Below are 22,971 nucleotides of genomic sequence, written 5' to 3'. Positions count from 1 at the left end.
GGCGGTGGGCGGTCCTCATCGGAGTGAATCACGGCGGGCACGACGTGCAGCTGCCCGCTCTCCGCTATGCAGAGAGCGACGCCCAGGCGATGCGGAGTGTGCTGCTGGACCAGCGGATCGGCACCTTCGACGACAGCGACGTGGACCTCTACGTCGGTCCCAATGCCACCTGGGCTGAAATCAAGACCCGGTTACGGGAGATCGCACTCGACTCGAACCCGTCCGATGTCTTGCTCGTCTACTTCGCCGGTCACGCGCTGGTGCCCGAATGGAGCACTCAGCTCGACGCGTACCTCGTCACGGCCGACCTGGATCCGGACGGGCTGCGCCGCGAGCCGGATAACGGCCTCCGGATGGCGTTCCTCAAGCGGGACGTCTTCGAGGCCTTTGCCGGCACGTCGTTCCTCATCCTCGACTGCTGCCATGCCGGGATCTACCTCGACGCCGACCTGCGTCATGCCGAGGCCATGCAGACCTACCGCACTCAGGTTGACCGCCACAGCGCGCTGCTGGCCTGCCCGAACGGCTCTGCGGCGCGGGAGAGCGACGAGCATCGGCAGGGAGTGCTGACCCATCATCTGCTTCGCGCGCTTCGCGGCGAGGCCGCCGACGACAGCGGCCGGGTGTCGTTCGGACAGATGGCCACCTTCGTGGCCGAACAGGGGATCGAACCGCCGCCCGTTCAGCTCGTGCACATGTGGGGACCGACCACGGTGTTGACCCAGCCGCCGGTCTCAAGGCATGACCGACAGGCGCTGAGCTCGCCCGCCAACCCCGGCATTACCCGGCCGTGCAAGAGCCCGCTCGAGGAGCTCTCCAGCTCGATCGTGCAGCTGCTCGGTCGGGTATTCCGCTCGAAGGCACACCCGATGCAGCAGTCGCACCAGCAGGGTCAGGCCGAGCGCGTGGAGATCATCCGGTACGCCCTCGACGCCGACTCGGTTGCCGTGGTGGAGTTCTCCGGCCGGAGGATCGGCGTGGTCAACTCGACAGCCCGGTTCAACAAGGAGGAGCTGCGGCCGCTTCTCGAGCTGAGCGCCGCCGATGCCATCCAGTACCGGACCTCGATGCCCGGACACATCGTCTCGAACGATGCCGGCCGACGCCTGCTCTGCGTACCTCTCTCGTACGAGGACGACCGGACCCTCACGCTGACCGTGGTGGACCCCGCGCTCGCGCCACTCGACATGGGCGAACCATTGGCCGTCATGCTGCGGACGATCTGGGATTCCAACCCGCTCGCCGACCCGCTCGAAGCGGAGATGCGGGTGATGACCGCCCTGCGTACGAACTTCGGACGGCTGCCGCTGAACCTCTACCAGTACGCCTTCAGCCTCTACCAGAAGCTGATCGGCTCAATGATCATGGTGTTCCAGCCCGTCGTGGAACTCGACCTGCGAGCGGCCGGCGTGAGCATCCAGAGCTACGAAGCGCTGGCTCGCCGCGGAGATCAGGAGGTACGGGCGCCGCTGGTGGCCTTGCAGATGGCGCACGCCTGGGGCGATCGCTTCATCATCGAACGCGACGCCCTCCTCTTGGCCAAGGCGGTCCACTCGTACGCCGCCGCCGATGCCGAGGCACCCTGGCAGGGCACGAAGCCACTCTCGGTCAACGTCGCGGTCCGCTCGTTGCTCAGCGACTCCTACCTCACGCAGGTGAGCAAGGCCCTCGCCGAGGCCGATCTCAATCCGCGCACACTTACCCTCGAGATCTCGGAGCAGGATGCCATCCAGCCCGGGCCGGGTGAGCGATGGCCGCAGGAACCTCTTGCCTACTTCCACCGCCGGCTCACCGAGCTGGCCCGGGAGCTTCGCATCAGCTTCGCGGTGGACGACTTCGGCGTCGGCTACGCGTCGCTCGCACGCATGGCGGAGTTGCCACTGACCCAGATCAAGGTCGACCGGGCCGTCCTCCACCACCCCCTCGCGGTGGAGGAGCTCGAGCTCGTCGCCCGGGTTGCTCGTGACGGGCTCCACCGTGGGCACGCGCCCAACGCCCGCGCAGTGATCGTGGAGGGCTACGACGACGAGGCGCCGGTAGGTCTCAAGCAGATCTACGACCTGGGGATCCACCACGTCCAGGGCTACTTCTGCGGTGAGGTTGCGTCCACCTCACTGCGTCCGCTGAATCAATCAGTCCGGGAACGCATTGCAGCCCTGGTGAGAGGTGAGGTATGACCAGCGTCAAGCTGCTACTGCCGGCAGACGTCATCGAGGAACTGGACCTGCCGTACGAGGGCGTCCGGGGCGTCTCCGCCATCACCCTCGCCGTTGAGGGGGTGAGCGTGATGGCCAACCTCGCCACACTGGCCACCCTGCAGCCGCAGGTAAATGCTCTCGTGACGGCGATACGCAACTGGCGGCTGCGCGACCCGCGGCCATCAGTGACCTTGACGGTGAAGGGCCCCGACCTGGACCTGAAGGTCGATCTGCCGCGCAACGTCAGCAAGGCCCAGCTTCTCGATCAGCTTCGGCCGCTTTTCGCCGAGGAGGACTGATCCGGCCGGTACTCGACGACCTGGCGCACGAGGTCGGGGTGTGCCGTGAAGCCGGCGTCCCTCCATGCCCAGCACTGCACGTGTGTGCGGTCGCCGTTCGACCACCAGGCCTCGTATCGGTATGCGGACACTGGTAGGCCGCCGGGTACGACGGCCGCCAGCTCAGCGAGGGTGTACTGCATCTCGCGGGTCTGCCCCCGCAGTAGGTCGCGCAGTGTGTTGTACTTTGACAAGTCCCTACCTTTCCGGTCTTGTCTCGGCCCGACTCAGACGGTCCGCCACTCGTCTCTCGTCTGCCGCTGGTTGGGGGTGATCGGTCGTGACTGGCGTAGATCAACTTCGAACACGAAGGGCGTGGCGGCCCTAAGGGCGGCGTCCTTGCCGAAGAACTGCAGGGTCGGCTCGACCAGCGCCTTGGTGACGACGGCGAGCCGCCAACCCGGGTCCTCCCGCGCGGAGCGCTCCTCGTTGCGGGTCAGCAGCACCTTCGGGGCCAGGCCGCTGACCCCTTTGACCTCGACCCGGTGTACATCTCCGTCCGGGGATGTACAGGTCAGGTCCCAGCCCTCGTTCTGCTTGCTCACGTCCTGCACACGCCAGCCGGCGCGCTTGTAGTGCTTCGTCACCGCCTTCATCCCCGCTGCTTCCACCAGAGCATTGGTGCTCGGGTTGCCGAAGCCCGCGCCGGAGGCTGTCACCGTGATCTTCTGCGGGCGAGGAGGCAGGAGCTTGTCCAGTATGGCGAGTTCGGTCTTGGTAACGGCCAGCGGGTTGCCCATCTGCGGCTGCCGGAATACTTCCAGATCAACCAACCGGCGATTGCCCTTCAGCGTCTCGCGGGGAATCGGCTTGTCGAAGAGTTGGATGTCAACAGGCACGAAGTGTTTGGCCTGCCGCCGTTGGTGCTCGTCGCGCCAGTACCCCCGGTCCTCGTGCACGATGTCGATGTAGCCAGCTGGCCCGAGGACGGTCCCCCGCCCCCACAACCCGGGTCCTGGATAGGCCCGGCCCGGCCCGGTCACCCAGAACAGAACCTGCTGCCCTTCGGCCATGAGCGCACTGCGGTAGTTCGCGACGACCGACCATCGGTCCATGGTCTCCCCACCGTGCTCGATGAAGGCTGCCAGATCCCAGACCTCGGGGTTGCACTTCAGCATCCAGGCGCCCAGGTTCTCCACCGTCACCAGGCGATTCACGTTCCGGCCCCGGTGCTGAGCTGCCTCAAGAACCTCGCTGGATGTCGCGTCTCCGACTCTCATTGACCCATCCTCCTAAGGCTGTGGGCACGCTTCATCACCGGATCGGTCCAGGCTCTCTGGCTTCGGGACTTCTGCAGCAGCATGGGGGGGTGCCGTATGTCCTGCCAGAGCAAAGCCTCGTGTTACGAAGGCGTAGGCCTCAACAGCATTGGCTGAGTCGGCATTACCTGAGTCGGCGCGAGATCAGGCTGCGGGTGGCCTCACTGAGTTGGGTGCCGATGAAGTCGTTCAGCTTCTCGGGGTCCGGTGCGATCCGCTGGGCCTCTTCGAGCTCTTCCCAGGTGTCATAGTCGTATGGATTGCCGGCTGTCACCACCCCGATGCCGTGCATCCGGGCCGCCGTCGCCACCTCCTCGACGTCATGCTTGAGCACCGAAGCCTTCTCCGGCGGGATGTAGAACAGCACGTACGAGCGGGTCGCCGCGCGACGATGGGCCAGCGCCTCATAAACCGCCTGAACGTTGACCGCGCTCGGTGACTTGACCTCGAAGGTGTTCACGTCGAGATGCTTTCCGGGCACGTACTCGAACGTCCGCACCTCGACCGTCGTGATGTCCGGCCGCGTCCAGATGCCGTCAGGTCGGCCGCCGCCCAGAGCGGTGATCTCCACCGCGAGCAGGTCCTGGCGATGCTCCTGCGCCCAGCCGTGCTCGATCACCCCCCGCATCGGCCCGTACAGCTCTAGCTCGTTGGTGATGACCGCTTCGATCGTCTCGGTGTCCGGCGTGCCGCGCTGGACGACGACGGCGACCCGGTCAGCGTCGGCCGATGGCTCGGGATGAGAGCGGCGGACCACCCCGCCCCGGCCTCGGCCCCGGACGACCAGGCCCTTATCGACGAGCCCGTCACGCGCCAGGAAGTATCGATTTCTGTTCCACTTCAGATACTGACGGAGTGACGGATTGCTGACCGCTGACCCGTCCGTGGGCAGTGCGTTGAACAGGGCGCACTCGTCTTCCGGGAGCGCCGACAGGTCCACCGTCATCCTTCGACGGTATCGATGCCGCCCCATAGCAGGCAATGGGGCGGCGGTACGCCGGGCGGGATACCGAGGTGGGACGCCTCGACGCCGGCCAGGCGAGAATCGAACTACCCAGCGGCTGCGGTGGAATACCTGTCCACCTGCTTGCCGAGCAGATCAGCCACCACGTCTGCATCCGCGCTCATCACGCCAGCGGTGCCGGTGGTGACGAGGGTCGGTCCGACGAGGGCGAAGCCTTGCAGCGCGGTACCGCCCTGCAGTTCGATGCGTACGCCAAGGCTCTTCTCGCCGACATCGGGAAGGTTCATCAGGGCGTAGCTGACCTTCTGACCATCGGATGTGTCCTTGCGGCAGGTCTCGAGGGTCTTCGCCATCTTGTCGAAGGACGCCTTCGCCTGCGCGGGGCTGGCGTACTGCCGCAGGCTGACCAGGATCAGCTGGGCGCTCAATCCGCCACCCTTCTGGTACGACTTCGAGACCTTGACCTTGGCGACGTACGGCTGTCGGTAGTTGCAGAAGGTCTTGTCGGAGCTATCCGAGCTGTCGGACTCATCTTCGCTGTAACCGGTCGGAATGGCGTTGAGCGGCAGTAGCGCCTTCGTGAGTGCGGCCTTGCCGAGGATCTTGTACGTCGGTGCGGCAGGCGAGGGCTCGGGGGCCGGCGCTGTGGTCGGTGCGGACGCTCCCGATGCGGCTGGTTCCGGGCGCGGGGATTCGGCGCCACAGCCGGTAAGTGCGAGAGACGCCGCCATCACAACGGCCATCGAACGAGACATCAGCTTTCGGGGCATCGGTTTCCTTGCTCGGTATCGCCGACGAAGGTGGGAGCCGATCCGGGCGGGTCGGCAGGACCCTGGGCTCGGATGTCTTCACACCGTAGGGTCAGGCACCGACATTCTCCGGGTTGCCAGGTCACCTGACCGAGCGGGCACTGCGATCAGGCCGGCCGTCGGCCGTTGTTGTCGTACCCATGCCCTTCTCTTGAGCGCGAGTTGTCATCCAATCCGCTACGGAGCGGAGACCGGGATAACGAACAGCGGGCAGAAGGAGAAGGCATGGACAGAGTGGACTACGCGGCGGCCGACGCCGAGCGACTGGCTGCCTGTGTGCGAGAGGTGCTCGGCCCTCCCTCGACCTGGCGGCCGGCGCCGCCGGGCTACCCCGGCAGCCTGGCACTGTGCGTCATCGACTCCATCTGGTCCATGGGTGTTCGGTACAGGGCAGTCGAGAACGTCGTCGACTGCTTTCGGACATCACGGCGCGAGGAAGGCGGGGACCCGGGTCGGGACGGGGTCTCCGACCTGCTTCAGCACTACAAGCAGGTCGGAGGGCCGGAGCAGTTCGCGACGCAGGTGAACAATCGGCAGCGGGTGTCGACGCATCCGGCCGCGGTGCTGAAGGCCGAGGCGGTGTATCGGGCGGCCGTGGCACTGCACGAGGCCGGGATCGAGACCTGCGAGGACCTGCGCGCCGCCGCGACCGGCGCGGACGAGGCCCGGGTGAAGAGCGTCTGGCGGGCGGTGCCGGGGCAGGGCTCGGGCATCTCGTGGCGCTACCTGCTCATGCTGGCCCGCCTGCCCGGCGTGAAGCCGGACCGGATGATCCGCCGATTCGTCGCCCGCGCACTGCAGCAGGCGAGCATCGCTCCGGACGCTGCCGTTTGTCTGGTGGAGACGGCCGCTGAACTCCTCGACGTGTCGCCGACCTCGCTAGATCACGAGATCTGGCGACACGAACGCGGGATACGGTGATACGCCCGTCCTGACGTTCCGGGGCGACTCCGGGAAGCTGTCGCGACCCGCGACCAGCGGGCAACGCAGGGGCCAGGGCGATCGGTACGGTATGCAGCATGTCTTCGCCCACCCCTGCGCCGCTGCTCCGGGACTACATCGAGATCCCGGAGCGCACGAGCACGAGTGACTTCGTGCTCAAGCTCGCCGACAGTGTCGCCGACGCCGATGCCACCCTCCGCGACTACGTCGTCACGGACCGGCTGCTCGGCAACTTCGACGAGGCGCTCGGGCTGATCCGCTCCGCGGTCGAGGGGCACGCCTCCAAGGCCGCCTACCTGCACGGCTCCTTCGGCTCCGGCAAGTCGCACTTCATGGCCGTGCTGCACGCGCTGCTGCGCGGTGAGGCGGCCGCCCGTGGCCGCGACGAGCTGGCCCCGCTGGTCGCCAAGCACAGCGTCTGGCTGGACGGCCGCAAGTTCCTCCTCATCCCGTACCACCTGCTCGACGCCCGCTCGCTGGAGCAGCGGGTCCTCGGTGGCTACGTCGACCGGGTACGCGCGCTGCACCCCGACGCCCCCATCCCGGCGGTGCACCGCACCGACGCGCTGCTTGAGCAGGCCGCCTCGCTGCGCGAGAAGATCGGCGATGCTCAGTTCATCGACGGGCTGCCCGGCGGAGACGTCGAGGACGAGTGGGGTGAGAGCGAGACCTTCTGGACGTCGGAGCGGCTGAACCAGGCGTTCGCCGGCGCGTACTCCGACGAGCTGCGACGCAAGCTGGTCAACGACCTGCTGACCAGCTGGAACGTCGGCTTCTTCAGCAACGCCCGGGAGGACGCCGAGGCGTTCGTCTCGCTCGACCGGGGCCTGACCGAGATCAGCCGGCACGCCAAGGAGCTCGGCTATCACGGCCTGATCCTCTTCCTCGACGAGCTGATCCTCTGGCTGGCCAACTCGATCGGCGACCAGCAGTTCGTCTCCCGCGAGATCCAAAAGATCACCAACTTCGTCGAGGGCGGCGACACCCGCCGGCCGATCCCGGTGGTCAGCTTCATTGCCCGCCAGCGTGACCTGCGCGAACTCGTCGGCGAGGAGGTCACCGGCGCCAACGAGCTGAGCTACCAGGACACCCTCAACCTGGCCAGCGGCCGGTTCGACGTGATCAAGCTGGAGGACCGCAACCTCCCCGAGATCGCCCGCCGCCGGCTGCTCAAACCCCGCGACACCACGGCCGCCGCGGCGATCGGCAAGGCCTTCGACGCCACCACCAAGGTACGGCGGGAGGTGTTCGACACCCTGCTCGGCACCGACTCGGGCAGCGGCGCCGACATCGACGCCTTCCGGTCGACGTACCCGTTCAGCCCGGCCTTCCTCTCCACCCTCGTGCACGTCTCCAGCGCGCTGCAGCGCTCCCGGACCGCGCTGAAGCTGATGCGCCAGCTCCTGGTCGACCGCCGCGACACACTGCGCCTCGGCCAGCTCGTTCCGCTCGGCGACCTCTACGACGTGATCAGCAGCGGCGGCGACCAGCCGTTCACCGAGAAGCTCAAGGCCGAGTTCGAGATGGCCCAGAAGCTCTACGACCTGAAGCTGCGCCCCTACCTGCTCGGCCAGTACGACCTCACCGACGACGACCTGGAGGCCGCCCGTCGGGGCACCGCGCTGCCGGGCGACGTGGCCGGGCGGGTCCGCGCCTTCACCGGCGATGACCGGCTGGTGAAGACGCTGCTGCTCGCCGCGCTCGCGCCCAGCGTGCCGGCCTTGCGGAACCTGACCGCCCGGCGGCTCTCCGCGCTCAACCACGGCAGCATCACCAGCCCGATCCCCGGCGGTGAGGTTGCCCAGGTCAACCGCAAGCTCACCGACTGGGCCGGCCGGTTCGCCGAGATCCGCATCGGCGAGGGCGACGACCCGATCGTCTCGCTGGAGCTGGTCGGCGTGGACGTCGACAGCGTCCTCGCCACCGCCAAGCACTACGACAACGAGGGTGCCCGCAAGCACATCGTCCAGCGGCTGCTCTGGCAGCAGCTCGGGGTGCCGTGGAGCGACTCGTTCTTCGCCGAGGCCGGGCTGAGCTGGCGGGGCAGCCGCCGCGTCGTCGAGCTGGTCTACGGCAACGTGCGCGACGTCAACGACATCCGGGACGAGGCGTTCCACCCGAACGACCCGACCGGCTGGCGGATGATCATCGACTATCCGTTCGACGACGGCAGCCACGGCCCCGCGGACGACCGGCAGCGGGTCCAGGACCTGATCAGCCGGACCACCTCCCGCACGGTCTGCTGGATCCCCGCCGCGCTCACCGTGGAGCGCCTCACTGAGCTGGGCAAGCTCGTCATCATCGACAAGCTGCTCGAGGGGCAGCGCTTCGACAGCCACGCCGAGCACCTCAACCCGGACGACCGGCGCCGCGCACACGGCGCGCTGACCAACCAGCGCAGTGCGTTGCTCGCAAAGATGCAGGCCGTGCTCCGCCAGGCGTACGGGCTGGCCGGCAAGCTGGCCACCGACGTCGTGCTCGGTTTCGATGACCACCTCCAGTCGCTGACCCGGGCGCTCGAGCCGAAACTGCCGATGGGCGCCACCTTCAACGACGCGCTGCGCAGCATCGGCGACCAGATGCTCAGCCAGCAGTACCCGGCCCACCCGGACTTCGACCCCGACCGCAAGGGCGACCCGATCCGGCTCGCGGACGTCAAGGTGGTGCTCGACCACGTCCGCCGGGCCGTCGAGTCGCCCGAGGGACGCGTCGAGGTCGACCGTACGCACCGGCAGACCGTGCGCCGGATCGCCAACCCGCTCGGCCTGGGCACCATGCACGAGGCGGCCTTCGTCATCGAGGGGGAGTGGGTCCAGCACTTCCAGCGCAAGGCGTCCAGCGAGGGCATCACGGGTGAGCTGCGGGTTGGCGACCTGCTCCGCTGGATCGACGATCCGAGTCCGCGCGGCCTCGATCCGATGGTCGCGCAGCTCGTCGTCGCGACGTTCGCCGAGCAGACCGACCGCGCCTTCTACTTCCACGGCAGCGAGGTGATCCCGGCCCCCGAGCTGGGGAAGATCACCGCGGATCACACGCTCCGCGAGGAGCGGCTGCCCAGCGAGGAGGATTGGCAGGCGGCGCGGGCCCGCTCCGCGGCCATCTTCGGCGTCCAGCCGCTCGACCTGCGGCGGGGCCGGCTGGTGGCGCTGTTCGGCCGCGACCTGACAACCCATGCGAACCGCCATCGGGAAGCCGCTCACGGGCTGGTCGCCCGTCTGGACCAGCACGCCACCTGGCTCGGAATCGACAAGGAGTCCGGCAGCGGACGGCTGGCCACCGCCCGCGCCGCCGCCGACCTGCTGGAGGCGCTGGCCAACGGACGGTCGGCGGTGGAGGCCGTCGAACGGCTCGCACGCGCCGAACTCGCCGGCCCGGCCGACCGGACCGGTAAGAGCATCAGTAGTGCCGTGCAGGTATCTGCGGCGCTCGCAGCCGCGGCATGGGATAACTTCGAGACGATCGCTGGCCTGAAGGAGCCGCACGCGGCGGAAGCGGCGACGATCCTTGCCGAACTCCGCCGAGTGGCTCAGGCTGACGAATTGACCGCGCCACTCGCTCCGGCTCTGCAGCGCCTTCAGGCTGACGCGATCAGGCTTATACGTCGCGTCGTCGGACCGGGCCCAACGCCTCCACCCCCGCCTCCGCCCCCTCCGCTGCCCCGGGTTGACGGAAAGAAGCGCGTTCCGGTGAAGGCCCTCGACGACGCGGTGAAAGACCTGCGGGCCTTCGCCGCTGACCATCCCGACGCCACCCTCGAGGTGACCTGGAGAATCGTGCCGTGACTCAGGCACCCGCGCCGTCCCAGGCGCTGCGGATCAACCCGGTGGCGCTGCGGCAGAAGGTGACGCAGCAGCTCGACCGGCACCGCAACGGTGACGCGTACCCGGTGATGGTCGTGCGCGCCGAGCCGTCCTGGCCGCACGACCCGGCGATGCTGCTGCCCGGCGGGCGCCCGGCCCGGGTCGTGCCGTGCGTGTCGCCGCTGGCCATCTGGGAGCACCTCGCCGCCGACCGCGGCGACGAGGTGCTGGTCCTGCTCACCGACATCCCGGAGTCCAGCCTCGGGCACGGGGTGCGGAGCCGGATCTTCCGGCAGCGGGTGATCACCGTCGAGCCGTGGGACCTGGTCGTGGACGCCTTCGGTGCGCAACTGCCCGACAGCGCCCTCGAGCGGGAAAGCTGGGCCGGTGAGGCGCTGCTCGACGCGATGCCGCCCGCCGGTTGGCCGAAGCTCACCACCGCCGTGCTCACCCGCGACGTGGCGCTGCGGCACCTCGCCGCCGTACGCCTCGGTCTCGACCGCCGAGGTGACAGCCCCGACGACCTGGACGTGACAACGCTGCTGCGGTGGAGTGCCGAGCCGGGAGCGGTCGAGGCGTTCGGGCTGCTCCGGGAGGGGGAGCGCGACGGCCTGGCCGGGTGGCTCATCGAGCAGTTCGGGCGGCCCGCCAAGGCGCTCTTCGCGCTCATCGCCGCCGGGCATGGCGCCGACGCGCTTCCGCTCGGTCTGGTCTGCGACGCGCTCTGGACCACCGACACCGCCGAGGCGGTACGGGCGCAGGGGCGCATCGACCAGTACTTCGGCAACCTCAACGACGACACCACGCTCCGTGGGTTCGCCGACGCCGCGGTGCAGGTGGTCGGCGCGCTGCTGGCGGCCCGGGAGCCAGGTGTCCACCGGCAGGGCCAGGCCGTTCTGGACCGGGCCGAGGAACTGCTGATCCAGTTCGGCGCCGTCGGCAGCGCAGGACACAGCCCGATCCTGCGTACCGGCTTCACCCAGCGGATCAGCGCCGCCGCCGAGGCGCTGCTGGGTGGGCTGGGCAAGCCGGGGGACCCGGCGCTCGATGCGGCGGTCGAGAGTCTGGCCGGCCATCGGCTGGCCGATGCGGAAGCCGGACGGATCCGCCGGATCCGGATGGCCCACCGGCTCGTCCGCTGGCTCGGCGCCGAGGTGACCCCGCCCGTCAGCGTCGCCGACGGCGTGGACCGGCAGATCGCCGAATGGGGCTGGGTCGACCTCGCGCTCAACCACGCCTGGGCCGGCGAGGACGTCCACCCGCGACTGCAGCAGGCGTTCCGGGAAATCCACGAGCGGGTGCAGCGGCGGCGCCGGGACCTCGACAGCGCGTTCGCGAACCGGCTCGCCGCCTGGGCCACCGCCGGCCCCGGCAATGACGGCGAACTGCTCACCGTCGAGAACGTCCTCCCGCGCGTCATCGACCCGCTGGTCCGCGCCGACCGGCCCGTGCTGCTCGTCGTGCTCGACGGGATGAGCGCTGCCGTCGCCGTCGAACTCGCCGACGAGCTCACCCAGCACTGGGTCGAGTACGACCCGATCGCCGGCTCCGGCTCCGGCCCCGGCCGTCGGCGCGGCGTGGCGGCCGCGCTGCCCACCCTGACTGCCGTCTCGCGGACGTCGCTCTTCGCCGGCGCCCTGCGCAGCGGCACCCAGGAGAACGAAAAGCGGATCTTCGCCGAGGGCCGGTGGGGCAAGGGAGCCCGGATCTTCCACAAGGGACCCGCTCGCGGCGGGGCCGGCGAGGTCCTCGCCGCGGATCTCGCCGCCGCGATGTCCGACCGGACGTACCTGGTGGCCGTCGTCATCAACACCGTCGACGACTCGCTCGCCCACGGTCGCGAAGGTGACGAACCGGGATGGCAGCTCGGCGACGTCGGGTTCCTGCGCAGCCTGCTCGACCTCGCCCGGTCCAACGGGCGGGCGGTCGTCATCACCAGCGACCACGGGCACGTGCTGGAGCGCGGTGGCGAGCTGGTCAAGGCGACCGACGCCGCCTCCGCCCGACACCGCACCGGACGCGGCCCGGCGGGCCCCGGAGAGGTCGAGCTGAGCGGTCCGCGAGTGGTGGCACCGGGAAACCGGATCATCGCCCTCTGGGACCCGCTGCTGCGATACCGCCCCAGCAAGGCGGGCTATCACGGCGGTGCGTCGCTGGCCGAGGTGACCATCCCGCTGCTGGCCTTCCTGCTGCCGAACGTGACCGACATTCCGACCGGCTGGATGCCGGTGGAGGCACGCCAGCCCGACTGGTGGCAGGCGGAAGCGCCGGTCCCCGTCGTGGCGGCTGTGCCTCCGTCGGCGCCCCCGGCACCGAAGTCGCGCCGCAAAGCGCCCGTCGTCGCCGGAGACGCGCTCTTCGACGTACCGGAGGCGGCGCCGGTGTCCGCTCCCGCTCCCGCCCCAACCGGCGGTGACCTGGTCACCGCGCTGCTGGACACCGAGCTCTTCAAGGCCCAGCACGGTCTGACCCCGCGTCGCGTAGAGCTCAAGAAGATCGAGGCCGCGCTCCGAGCCCTGGTGGAGGCCAAGGGCGTGCTGGCCGTGGCCGTGCTGGCGCAGCGGGCCGGCGAAATGCCGGGCCGTGCGGTCGGGTTCGTCAGGACGCTCCAGCGGATCTTCAACGTGGACAACTATGCGGTGCTGTCGTTGATCGACAACTCCCGGTCCGCCCGGCTGGACATCGCGCTGCTCCGGGAGCAGTTCCAGCTGCCCGGAGCGGCCTCGTGAGCAGCGTCAGTCCGGCCCGACGGCGGGAGGTCATCGACGCGCTGCGCCGGGGCGCGGTGCCCTCCGCCGGGCTGGACCTCTTCGCCGTCGGCCTCGGCCGGTTCGTCACGGCCGTCGGCGAGGACCTCGACACGGTCGCCGCCGGTGGCTCGGTATTCAAGGCCGTCCGCGGTGAATACGGCTCCGGTAAGACGTTCTTCGCCCGTTGGATCGCCGAACGGGCCAAACAAGCCAACCTCGCGACCGCCGAGGTGCAGATCTCGGAGAATGAGACGCCGCTGCACAAGCTGGAGACCGTCTACCGGCGGCTCACCGAGCGGCTGACCACCTCGACGTTCCCGCCCAGCGCCATCCGACCCGTGGTGGACGGCTGGTTCTACGCCCTGGAGGAGGACGTCCTCGCTGCCGGGGAGGTCAGTCCCGACGACGCGGAAGCCCTCGACCGGGCCGTCACCGCGCTGCTCGACCAGCGGCTCACCGCGGTCAGCCGCAGCGCACCAGCCTTCGCCGCCGCGCTGCGCGGCTACCGCGCGGCCACCACCGCCGGTGATCCCGCCACCGCCGACGCCGTGCTGGCCTGGCTCGGCGGCCAACCGCACGTCGCCGCCTCCGCCCGCCGGGTCGCCGGCGTACGCGGCGACCTCGACCACTTCGCCGCGCTGAGCTTCCTGCAGGGCCTGCTGGCGGTGCTGCGCGACAGCGGCCACCCGGGTCTGCTGCTGGTGCTCGACGAGGTGGAGACGCTGCAGCGGGTCCGCTCCGATGCCCGGGACAAGGCGCTCAACGCGCTGCGCCAACTCATCGACGAGGTGCACTCCGGCCGCTTTCCCGGGCTCTATCTCGTCATCACCGGCACGCCCGCCTTCTACGAGGGGCCGCAGGGCGTGCAGCGGCTCGCACCACTCGCCCAGCGGCTCGCGGTGGACTTCACCACCGACCCGCGCTTCGACAACCCTCGGGCGGTGCAGATCCGGCTTGCCGGATTCACGGTCGACTCGCTGGTCGAACTCGGCGGCCGGGTACGGGATCTCTACGCCGACGGGTCCGCTGCCCCCGACCGGGTGCGGGCCCTGGTCGACGACGCGTACCTGGGGGATCTGGCCCGGGCGGTCGCCGGCGGGCTGGGCGGCAAGGTTGGCGTGGCGCCACGGCTGTTCCTCAAGAAGCTGGTGGGGGAGGTGCTCGACCGGGTCGACCAGTTCCCGGCATTCGACCCGCGGCGGGACTACGCGCTCACGCTTGCTGCGAACGAGATGACTGAAATCGAGCGCAACGCGACCAGGGCTGACGAGATTTCACTCGACCTGTAGGAAAGAATCAGATCATGAGCACCGACCTCGCCTTGCTCCTCGGCATCCAGGAGACCGCTGCCCTCGAGTTCAAGCGGGAGGCGACGGACCGGAACGCCATTCGTAAGGCGATCTGCGCCCTCGCCAACGACCTGACCGGCCAGGGCGGCGGTGATCTGCTCATCGGGGTCGACGACAAGGGTCGGCCGGTCGGTGGCATCGACACCTCCGACGCCGCGCTCTTGAAGATCACTGAGTATCGTGACCAGGGCCTGATCCTCGACCGGCCGTCGATGGTAGCGACCGCCGGGGTCTACCAGGGGGAGCAGGTCATCCGGGTACGGGTGAACGCGTCCCACACGCCGCCGGTGCGGTTCGAGAACGTGGTGTACGTCCGGCCGGGCCCCTCTACCCGACGTGCGAACCGCGACGACGAGCGGGTGCTGTCCGAACGGCGCCGATCTTTCGAAGTGCCTTTCGATGTCAGGCCGGCTACCGGGAGCACACTCGGGGACCTTGATATCGATCTGTTTCGCACCGAGTATCTCCGCCAGGCTGTGGCTTCCTCCGTGCTGGAGGAAAATCATCGCTCGACCGAACAGCAGCTTGCCTCCCTTCGTCTCGCCGACCTGGACGGCACGCCGACCGTTCTTGGCCTCCTGCTTGTCGGGGTCGATCCGACAAGCCGGATCCCCGGTGCCTATGTGCAGTTCGTGCGTTACGAGGGCGCGGATGTCGGTGGCTCGGTCCTGGACGAGCAGGAACTTCGGCTCAACGTCATCAACGCGGCCGAGCGGTTGGAAGCCCTGGTCAAGGGGCATCTGCGGACCCGCCTCGTCGAGGTGAGCGGCTTCCGCGAGGAGTCGCGCCCGAACTACCCGTTCGAGGCGCTCCGGGAGGTGTGCATGAACGCCCTCATGCACCGCAACTATGAGTCGTCGAACGCCCCCGTACGGATTGCCTGGTTTGACGACCGGATCGAGGTGACCAACCCCGGCGGACCGTTCGGCCAGGTGCGGGCGGACAACTTCGACCGGGTCAACGACTATCGCAACCCATCCCTGGCCGCAGCGATGAAATCGCTCGGATACGTCAATCAGTTCGGCCGGGGGATCGGCCGGATCAGGGCGTCGCTGGACCGCAACGGTAACCCGTCGCCTGATTTCCTGGTTGACGACGCGTCCTGGACCGTGACGTTGAGGAGTGCATCATGATCTCCGTCGCGCTGTTCAACAACAAGGGCGGCGTCGGCAAGACCACGCTCACCTATCATCTGGCCCATATGCTCCAGCGGCTTGGCCACCGCGTGCTCGCGGTCGACCTGGACCCGCAGTCGAATCTGACGGCAGCCTTTCTCGATGAAGATGCCCTCGGTGAGCTCTGGAACGAACCGGCTACGCCTGCCTGGGGCGGACCTCACCAACACCGGCTATGGTCCCCCTTAGAGCAGGGGCTTGGGACAGTAGTCACCGCCATCCGGCCAATCATGGAGGGCGTCGGCGATATCGAGGACGTCCGGCCGGTGACCATCACGCAGGATCTCTGGCTTGTGCCAGGTGATCTGGACCTGAGCGCCTTCGAGGATCGACTGTCCGACGCATGGCCACGCGGTTTCACCAAGGACCCGGCCGCGATCCGGGTAACGACCGCATTTCATCGAATCATCCGTCAGGCGGCCGAGGAGGTCGACGCGGAAATCGTCCTGGTCGACGTCGGCCCCAACCTCGGCGCCATTAACCGGGCTGCGCTGTTGGCGGCTGACACAGTGCTCATGCCCCTCGCGGCGGATCTCTTCTCACTGCGAGGGCTCAAGAACCTGGGTCCGACGTTGCGGAGTTGGCGCGCGATCTGGAGTGACGTGGTGCTGCCCAATGTACCGCCCTCCATCGCTGCACCGCAGGGCACGATGACGCCTCTGGGCTACGTCATCATGCAGCCGACCATGCGTCTGGATCGGCCTGTTCGTGCCTACCAGCGGTGGCTCGACCGGATCCCCAACGTCTTCGCCACCGCCGTACTGGACCGTCCGGACGCGGCGGACATTGGGCGGACGTACGAGATAGCCACGCTTCGTAACTATCAGAGTCTGATGCCTCTGGCGCACGATGCCCGCAAGCCGATGTTCGATCTCCGGTCGGCGGACGGCGCGCTGGGCAGCACCCAAACCCTTGTGCAGCGCTGCTACCAGGACTTCAGGGCACTGAGCGAAGAGTTGCTGCGCAGGCTTGCCGGCGTACCGACCGACAAATGATGAACGGCGCCGAACTGCTGCACCCCGTCGTCCTGCACCACGTGGTGAACTCGCTTCAGTGGCCGGCACTGCGGCCCCTGCAGGAGGCGGCCGTGCAGCCGCTGCTCGACGGCGACGACGCGCTGCTGCTCGCGCCGACCGCCGGTGGCAAGACCGAAGCGGCCATGTTTCCCCTGCTGTCCCGGATGGCGCAGGAGAACTGGTCCGGCACGTCCGTGCTCTACGTCTGCCCGCTGAAGGCACTGCTCAACAACCTGCTTCCCCGGGTGGAGAACTACACCGGGTGGTTGGGGCGGCGGGCGGCACTGTGGCACGGCGACGTGACCATGGGTCGCCGTCGAACCATCCTCCGGGAACGGCCGGACGTCCTGCTGACCACTCCCGAGTCGTTGGAGTCGATGCTGGTCAGCGCCACCGTCGACCACGACGAGTTCTTCCGGCACCTGCGGACGATCGTGGTGGACGAGGTGCACGCCTTCGCCGGCGACGACCGAGGGTGGCACCTGCTGGCGGTGCTGGAACGGCTCAGCCGGGTGGCGGGTCGGCCCGTCCAGCGGATCGGGCTTTCCGCGACGGTGGGCAACCCCGACGAGTTGCTGAGCTGGTTGCAGGGTTCCGGGCGAGGACAGCGACCCGCGCGGGTGGTCGCACCCGATCTGGCCGTCACGGTCACCTCACCGGTGCCCGCCGCCCCACCGCCCGGCGAGGTGGAGCTGGATTACGTGGGATCGGTGCACAACGCGGCGAAGGTGATCGCGGCGCTGCACCGGGGCGAGAAGCGGCTGGTGTTCTGCGACTCCCGAGCCCTGGTCGAGGAACTCGGCCAGAAGCTGCGGGCGCTGGAGGTGAAGACCTTCCTCTCCCACGCGTCGCTCTCCGTCGACGAGCGGCGCCGGGCCGAGGAAGCGTTCGCGCAGGAACGTGACTGCGTCATCGTGGCCACCAGCACCCTGGAGCTGGGCATCGACGTCGGCGACCTCGACCGGGTCATCCAGATCGACGCCCCGCGCAGCGTCGCCGCCTTCCTGCAGCGGATCGGCCGGACCGGCCGGCGACCCGGCAGCAGCCGGAACTGTCTCTTCCTGGCGTTGGACGGCGACGGCCTGCTGCATGCGGCGGGTCTGCTCAAGCTCTGGAGCGAGGGGTGGGTCGAAGCCGTCGTCCCACCGCCCGAGCCGCGCCACATCGTCGCCCAGCAGGTGCTGGCGCTCACGCTCCAGCAGCACCGGGTCGGTGATCAGTTGTGGCCGGAGGAGTGGAACGGCCTGGCGCCATTCGACAAGAGCGCCGACGTCATCGTGCGGCACCTCGTCGAACAGGGGTACCTCGACTCGGACTCCGGCATGCTGTTCATCGGTCCGGAGGCCGAGCTGCGGTTCGGTCGCCGGCACTTCATGGACATGCTCGCCGTCTTCACCGCTCCGCCGCAGTTCACCGTGCTGTCGGGGCGTACCGAGATCGGCCGTACCGACCCGGCGCTGTTGACGGCGAAGGTGGAGGGCCCTCGTCTGCTCCTGCTGGCCGGGCGGAGTTGGCGGGTCACCTACATCGACTGGAAGCGGCGGCGCTGTTTCGTCGAGCCGGCGGACGGCGGTGGGAAGGCGCTCTGGATGACCGGTGGCTCGCCGCAGGGGCTGTCGCACCGGATGGTCCGGGCGATGCGCGACGTGCTGGTCGGCGCGGACCCTCCCGTCGCGCTCACCGCTCGGGCGACCACGAGACTGGCCGCGCTCCGCGACGACGCCACCGCCACGGTGCATCCCGGCGGCCCGGTGGTGGTTCGCGACAAGGACGGCGAGGTGCGCTGGTGGACCTGGGCGGGCTTCCGCGCCAACGCCACCCTGATCGCCACCTTGGGAGAGCTGGCCGACCCGACGCAGCGCTACGACGACGCGAGCATCCGGCTGCGTCCGGACCTCGACCGGGAGATGTGGCGGGCGGCGACGGCGGACGCGGCGGAACGGATCTGCCTGCCGGACGTCTCCGAGAAGGCGCTCGCCGGGCTCAAGTTCAGCGACGCACTCCCTCAGCGCCTGGCCACAGCGACCCTCGCCGCCCGGCTGGCTGACATCGAGGGGGCCGCTGGTGTCCTCCGGGAACCGGTCAGGTTCGCCTATCTCTGAGATTCGCGATCGGCGACGTGACGTACGGCCAGCGCATGCTTGATGCCTCCGTCGGCTCCCGCCAACGCTAGATCGTGTCGCCGTCGCGCGGCGTCCGGCTGAGCAGGTCTTCGAGTCGCTGGGCGGTAGCCCTCAGCTCCGCCACCACCGGCCGCATTTCGTCGGCCAGGTTCTCACTGGTCGTCGGGGCGGCGGCGCCGGCGGCGGCGCCATCGGTGAGGTTCTCGTCGCTGGGCGCCCGCTGTCGACCTAGCCGGTCGGCGTACTCGGCCCGCCGCAGGTCCACGTCGAACTCGCAGTCGAGCTTGACCAACTCTTCCCAGTACGGCAGGACGACCTTGCGTACACGTTCGTCGACGTCCACCAAGACGTGGGGCTCACACGTGAACACCGTGTCACCCCGCCGGTAGCGCCACGGGCCGGCCTCCGACAACGCCCGCTCCAGGGCGACCTCCAGTTCCGCGGCCCGGTGCGCGGCGAAGTTGGCGGCGTGCTGGGCGGCGAGCGGCGTCAGCCTCCGGATGACGTCCGCCATGTAGTAGTGCGCGTGGCTGACCAGCGCCTCCCGGCGGAGGTCCTCTGATGACCAGACGCACCGGGCGTGGATGTGGAAGTTGAACGTCCGACCCTGACCCGACACCCGGATCGGCGCCGGCGCGTCCAGTCGTTCGATCAGCGGGCCGGCGGGGGCCGCGGGGGCCCAGGTCGCCCCCGAGACGGGTGCCGTCTCCTGGAAGGCGTCGATTATGCGCCGCCAGCGCTCCTTCGCCTTCCGGCGGAGCGGGGCGGCCCGTCGCCAGAGCGCCAGTGCCACCTGGACCAGGTGCTGCCGAAAGTCCTGGGACCTGGACCTGGACCGGGCGCCGGAGGCGTCGGTCATGTCGCTGTCCGCTCCGCGCGGACCCGCTCCACTTCGACCGTTCGGCTCTTCCACCTCGGGTGACGACGGGGCCGGCCCCCGGCCGGGGGAGCCGCGCGCAGGCGCTTCGTCCCCGTCCTCGGTGGGCGCTGCCAGACCGCCGTCCATGCCTCACGGTAGCCATTGCCTGACCGATTTGTCCGCCACGGTTGTCGGTGCCGCGCGGTGGCATCCGGATATTCCGACAAAATGACCTTTCATCGCTTCAGTTGGCCATCGACCTCGGCGCATGTGTGGATGTTCGGCCCATCCACAGGTCCACTGTGAGCTGGTCGGATGGCAGGACGGACATCGCCGTTCGACGACAGGAGGGACCGTGCGCACACCATCCCGTGCGTTGACGGGGACCACCGCGCTGCTACTCGCGGCCGGGCTGGTCCTGACTGCAGGAGCTGGCAGCCAGGCGGCACCCCGGGAACAGATCCCCACCCAGGCCCGCCCCGGCGACCTGCCGGGCGACCGCCACGACACCAAGACCAAGGACAACCGCCAGGGGCGGATCGCCCCGACCGACCGGCAGCGCGACCGCGCCGCCGCGCTCGGCGCGCGGGCCCGCTGGAGCACCTTCGGCACCCCCGCCACCCTCGCCGCCACCGACAGGCCGCTCGCCACCGGGCTGGCCGCCGACCCGGCCGCCGCGGCCAGGGCCTACGTGGCCGCCAACCGCGACGTGCTGGGGCTGACCGCCAGCGGCGCCGACGCCCTGGAGCAGCTGACCGTCGCCCCGATGGGTGACGGCGCCACCGTCCTGTTCCGTCAGCGCTTCGGTGAGTTGCCGGCCGCGGTGGACGGCGTCCTCGCGGTCGGTGTCCGCGACGGCGCGGTGTGGCACGTCAGCTCCTCCCTCGCCCGGGACGGCGGCGCGCCGGCACCGGCCACGCTCACCGCCGAGCAGGCGCAGCGGGCGGCGGCCGCCGACGCCGGCCTCACCGACCCGAAGATCCTGCGTACCTCGCTGGTCGCGGTGCCGACCGCCGACCGGGGCGCGCGGGCCGCGTACGAGGTGATCCTCGGCGCGGACCTCAGCGGGGCCGACCCGGCCGCCTTCTCCACCTACGTGGACGCCCGGGACGGCGCCGTGCTGGTCCGCGAGGACCTGGTCGACCACGACGCGGACAACCCGCAGTGGGAGGTCTTCCCGAACTCCCCGTCCGTCGACCACTCGTCGACCGACACCCGGGTGCGCTGGTGCGTCCAGGCCGGTGCCGGGTGCGACGAGGTCGTCGGCACCGCCGCCTCGCCGCTGCCCTGGGACGTCGACCCGGCGACCGGTGCGTCCACCCAGACGACCAAGGGCAACAACTCGATCGCGGTGCAGAACTGGAACAGCAACGACCCGTTCAGCGTGGGCACCGAGACGGCCACGCCGCGGCCGGACCGCAACTACGCCTACCCCTGGGCGAACCAGTGGTACGAGCAGAAGTGCAGCCCGGACACCTTCACCTCGCCGCAGGCCAACGACATCGACGCCGCCCGGGCCAACCTGTTCGGGATGCACAACCGGATGCACGACTGGTCGTACCACCTGGGCTTCACCGAGGCGACCTGGAACCTGCAGCGGGACAACTTCGGCCGCGGCGGGCTCGGCACCGACGCCGAGCAGGGCAACGCCCAGGCTGGCGGGATCAGCGGCGGCCCCCCGAACTTCGCCGCCCGGGACAACGCCAACCAGATCACCCCGGCCGACGGGGTCGCGCCGATCACCAACATGTACCTGTGGCAGCCGATCGCCGGCTCGTTCTACGCGCCCTGCGTGGACGGCGACTTCGACATGTCGGTCATCGCCCACGAGTACGGCCACGCCATCAGCAACCGCATGATCGCCGGCCCGAACGCCGGGGTCAGCTCCCCGCAGGGAATGAGCGAGAGCTGGTCGGACCAGCTCGCCATGGAGTACCTGTACGAGCACGGGTACGCCGCGCCCGGCCGGCGCGGGTTCACCATCGGCGAGTACACCACCGGCGACCCGGACGCCGGCATCCGCAACTACAACATGAGCGCCAGCCCGCTCAACTACAGCGCGATCGACTACGACTTCGTCGGCCTGCAGGTGCACGCCTCCGGGGAGGTGTGGAGCGCCACCAACGCCGACATCCGGGCCGCGATGATGCGCCGGTACGGCGCGGGCGACGCGGCGCTGCAGAAGTCCTGCGCCAATGGCGCGACGCCGGTCACCGCCTGCCCGGGCAACCGGCGCTGGATCCAGCTCGTCTTCGACTCGTTCCTGCTGATGGCCGTCAGCCAGGTGAGCATGGTCGACGCCCGGGATGCGATGCTCGCCGCCAACCGGATCCGCTTCGGCGGGGCGAACCAGGACCTGCTCTGGAACGCCTTCGCCGCCCGCGGCCTCGGCGAGGCCGCGGCCAGCGTCGGCAACGGCGACGTCAACCCGACGCCGGGCTTCACCTCCCCGTACGCGGACGAGGCCACCCTGACGTTCAAGCCGGTCGACGACGACGCGGTCGTCGCGGGGGCGCAGCTGTACGTGGGCCGTTACCAGGCGCGGGCGGTGCCGGTCGCCGACACCGACCCGGCCACCCCGCTCACCGACCAGGTGCGGCTGGTTCCCGGTACGTACGAGTTCGTGGTCCGCGCGCCCGGGCACGGGCACGTCCGGGTCGGTCCGGTCACCGTGCCGGCCGGTCAGGTCCGCGACCTGCCGGTCCAGGTACGCCTCAACCTGGCCTCCACCACGGCCGGGGCGACGGTCAGCGGCGACGGGGTCAACCTGGCCCGGATCGCCGACGACGACGAGGCCACCAACTGGGCCTCGCTGGGCAGCCCGGTCGCCGGCCGGCAGGTCACCGTCGACCTGGCCGGCGACGTCCGGCAGGTACGCCGGGTGCAGGTCAGCGCGATGCTCCGGCCGCCGGTCACCGGCGACCCGGACGCCGGTACGCAGAGCCGGTTCTCGGCGCTGCGGCAGTTCCGGGTGCTGGCGTGCACGGCCGACGGCGCGGTCACCTGTGCCGACGCCGCCGACTTCCACACCGTCTACACCAGCCCGGCGGACGCCTTCCCGTCGGTGGCGCCCCGGCCCCGGGCACCGGAGCTGATCATCCGGTCGTTCGACATCCCCCGGACGAAGGCGACCCACCTGCGCGTCGAGGTGGTGACGAACCAGTGCACCGGGGCGCCGGACTACGCCGGTGAGCAGGACGCCGACCCGCGGGCGGCGACCGACTGCGCGACCGCCAGCGTCCAGGCGAACAACGTCCGGATCGCGGAGTTCCAGGCGTTCGCCCAGTAGGCGACCGACCCGGGTGCGGGTGGGCGGGTCCGCCGCCCACCCGCACCGGCCCCGGTCGTCGCGGCTGATTCGACGACGTCGCGCCGCGGGCGGGCACCGA

At 69.7% G+C, this 22,971-nt stretch carries 14 protein-coding genes; 10 read left to right on the top strand and 4 right to left on the bottom strand.

Annotation, left to right across the window (positions count from 1 at the left end):
• Window positions 1-89: 89 nt before the first annotated feature.
• Window positions 90-2,177 carry an EAL domain-containing protein gene (locus OG799_RS14310; RefSeq protein WP_406045519.1) on the top strand — a complete coding sequence of 696 codons (2,088 nt, stop codon included), beginning with the start codon at window positions 90-92 and terminating at the stop codon, window positions 2,175-2,177.
• Window positions 2,174-2,497, top strand: coding sequence for a hypothetical protein (locus tag OG799_RS14305; RefSeq protein ID WP_406045518.1), 324 nt, complete (start codon window positions 2,174-2,176; stop codon window positions 2,495-2,497). Before OG799_RS14310 ends, OG799_RS14305 begins: the two co-directional genes overlap by 4 nt.
• A gap of 266 nt (window positions 2,498-2,763) precedes the next feature.
• Here OG799_RS14305 and OG799_RS14300 read toward each other — a convergent pair whose 3' ends face one another.
• The 3 genes from OG799_RS14300 to OG799_RS14290 form a co-directional block, all read right to left on the bottom strand.
• Complete coding sequence (locus OG799_RS14300) at window positions 2,764-3,681, bottom strand: protein NO VEIN domain-containing protein (RefSeq protein WP_406045517.1); 918 nt, start codon at window positions 3,679-3,681, stop codon at window positions 2,764-2,766.
• Between the two features lie 238 nt (window positions 3,682-3,919).
• Window positions 3,920-4,741 (bottom strand): hypothetical protein, encoded by an 822-nt coding sequence (locus OG799_RS14295; protein ID WP_406045516.1) that lies wholly within the window; start codon window positions 4,739-4,741, stop codon window positions 3,920-3,922.
• Between the two features lie 104 nt (window positions 4,742-4,845).
• Window positions 4,846-5,529, bottom strand: a complete 684-nt coding sequence (locus OG799_RS14290; protein ID WP_406045515.1) for a hypothetical protein — start codon at window positions 5,527-5,529, stop codon at window positions 4,846-4,848.
• 273 nt (window positions 5,530-5,802) lie between these two features.
• On the opposite strand from OG799_RS14290, the gene OG799_RS14285 reads away from it, so the two are divergent.
• The 7 genes from OG799_RS14285 (at window position 5,803) to OG799_RS14255 (ending at window position 18,702) form a co-directional block, all read left to right on the top strand.
• Complete coding sequence (locus tag OG799_RS14285; protein WP_406045514.1) at window positions 5,803-6,489, top strand: hypothetical protein; 687 nt, start codon at window positions 5,803-5,805, stop codon at window positions 6,487-6,489.
• A 98-nt stretch (window positions 6,490-6,587) separates the two neighbouring features.
• Window positions 6,588-10,292: a hypothetical protein gene (locus OG799_RS14280; RefSeq protein WP_406045513.1), complete on the top strand. Its 3,705-nt coding sequence runs from the start codon at window positions 6,588-6,590 to the stop codon at window positions 10,290-10,292.
• Window positions 10,289-13,039 carry a BREX-2 system phosphatase PglZ gene (pglZ, locus tag OG799_RS14275; protein ID WP_406045512.1) on the top strand — a complete coding sequence of 917 codons (2,751 nt, stop codon included), beginning with the start codon at window positions 10,289-10,291 and terminating at the stop codon, window positions 13,037-13,039. The genes OG799_RS14280 and pglZ overlap by 4 nt, the downstream gene beginning before the upstream one ends.
• Window positions 13,036-14,349 (top strand): BREX system ATP-binding protein BrxD, encoded by a 1,314-nt coding sequence (gene brxD, locus OG799_RS14270; RefSeq protein WP_406045511.1) that lies wholly within the window; start codon window positions 13,036-13,038, stop codon window positions 14,347-14,349. Before pglZ ends, brxD begins: the two co-directional genes overlap by 4 nt.
• 14 nt (window positions 14,350-14,363) lie before the next feature.
• Window positions 14,364-15,542, top strand: coding sequence for an ATP-binding protein (locus tag OG799_RS14265; RefSeq protein ID WP_406045510.1), 1,179 nt, complete (start codon window positions 14,364-14,366; stop codon window positions 15,540-15,542).
• Window positions 15,539-16,579 carry a ParA family protein gene (locus OG799_RS14260; protein ID WP_406045509.1) on the top strand — a complete coding sequence of 347 codons (1,041 nt, stop codon included), beginning with the start codon at window positions 15,539-15,541 and terminating at the stop codon, window positions 16,577-16,579. Before OG799_RS14265 ends, OG799_RS14260 begins: the two co-directional genes overlap by 4 nt.
• Complete coding sequence (locus OG799_RS14255) at window positions 16,576-18,702, top strand: DEAD/DEAH box helicase (RefSeq protein ID WP_406045508.1); 2,127 nt, start codon at window positions 16,576-16,578, stop codon at window positions 18,700-18,702. Before OG799_RS14260 ends, OG799_RS14255 begins: the two co-directional genes overlap by 4 nt.
• Before the next feature lie 67 nt (window positions 18,703-18,769).
• Here OG799_RS14255 and OG799_RS14250 read toward each other — a convergent pair whose 3' ends face one another.
• Window positions 18,770-19,582, bottom strand: coding sequence for a hypothetical protein (locus tag OG799_RS14250; protein WP_406045507.1), 813 nt, complete (start codon window positions 19,580-19,582; stop codon window positions 18,770-18,772).
• Window positions 19,583-19,958: 376 nt separating this feature from the next.
• On the opposite strand from OG799_RS14250, the gene OG799_RS14245 reads away from it, so the two are divergent.
• Window positions 19,959-22,871 carry a M36 family metallopeptidase gene (locus tag OG799_RS14245; protein ID WP_406045506.1) on the top strand — a complete coding sequence of 971 codons (2,913 nt, stop codon included), beginning with the start codon at window positions 19,959-19,961 and terminating at the stop codon, window positions 22,869-22,871.
• Window positions 22,872-22,971 lie beyond the last annotated feature (100 nt).

The organism is Micromonospora sp. NBC_00898 (assembly GCF_045207895.1).
In the GTDB taxonomy this organism is placed as follows: domain Bacteria; phylum Actinomycetota; class Actinomycetes; order Mycobacteriales; family Micromonosporaceae; genus Micromonospora.
Note: the sequence above shows the minus strand (reverse complement) of the source record. Positions and strands in the feature narration are given on the sequence as shown.

What these genes read in the sequence shown, in the direction of transcription:
- OG799_RS14265 (WP_406045510.1), top strand. Translation starts at nt 14,364, where the DNA reads ATGAGCACCGACCTCGCCTTGCTCCTCGGCATCCAGGAGACCGCTGCC.
- OG799_RS14250 (WP_406045507.1), bottom strand. Translation starts at nt 19,582, where the DNA reads ATGACCGACGCCTCCGGCGCCCGGTCCAGGTCCAGGTCCCAGGACTTT.
- OG799_RS14260 (WP_406045509.1), top strand. Translation starts at nt 15,539, where the DNA reads ATGATCTCCGTCGCGCTGTTCAACAACAAGGGCGGCGTCGGCAAGACC.
- OG799_RS14295 (WP_406045516.1), bottom strand. Translation starts at nt 4,741, where the DNA reads ATGACGGTGGACCTGTCGGCGCTCCCGGAAGACGAGTGCGCCCTGTTC.
- OG799_RS14255 (WP_406045508.1), top strand. Translation starts at nt 16,576, where the DNA reads ATGATGAACGGCGCCGAACTGCTGCACCCCGTCGTCCTGCACCACGTG.
- OG799_RS14290 (WP_406045515.1), bottom strand. Translation starts at nt 5,529, where the DNA reads ATGCCCCGAAAGCTGATGTCTCGTTCGATGGCCGTTGTGATGGCGGCG.
- OG799_RS14310 (WP_406045519.1), top strand. Translation starts at nt 90, where the DNA reads ATGCGGAGTGTGCTGCTGGACCAGCGGATCGGCACCTTCGACGACAGC.
- OG799_RS14305 (WP_406045518.1), top strand. Translation starts at nt 2,174, where the DNA reads ATGACCAGCGTCAAGCTGCTACTGCCGGCAGACGTCATCGAGGAACTG.
- OG799_RS14280 (WP_406045513.1), top strand. Translation starts at nt 6,588, where the DNA reads ATGTCTTCGCCCACCCCTGCGCCGCTGCTCCGGGACTACATCGAGATC.